Source organism: Streptomyces niveiscabiei (assembly GCF_001419795.1).
Lineage (GTDB): Bacteria > Actinomycetota > Actinomycetes > Streptomycetales > Streptomycetaceae > Streptomyces > Streptomyces niveiscabiei.
Genome location: NZ_LIRL01000310.1, coordinates 280 through 501, shown reverse-complemented (window position 1 = coordinate 501; position 222 = coordinate 280). Strand labels below are relative to the sequence as shown.

Genomic DNA, 222 nt, shown 5'->3' with positions numbered 1-222 from the left:
ACGAGGCCGCCGAGGCGGCCTTCAACGCGCGGTACGCCGTCCAGGCGACCAAACCCCGGGGCGCGGGCTTCTACTTCCTCGCCCACCTCGCCCTCGCACGCGGCCGGTTCACCGACGCGGCCCAGTACCTCGCCGAGGGCCGGGCGTCCTTCGGCCCCCACGACCGGATGCCGCAGTACGTTCTCCCCTTCGCCTCGTTGAGCCTCGCCCTCGCCGCCGCCG

Annotated in this window: 1 protein-coding gene; it reads left to right on the top strand. The window is 74.8% G+C overall.

All coding sequences use genetic code 11. From position 1 onward, the window contains the following. A partial coding sequence (locus tag AOK24_RS50720) for a hypothetical protein (RefSeq protein ID WP_240553954.1) occupies positions 1-222 on the top strand: 222 nt, incomplete at both ends.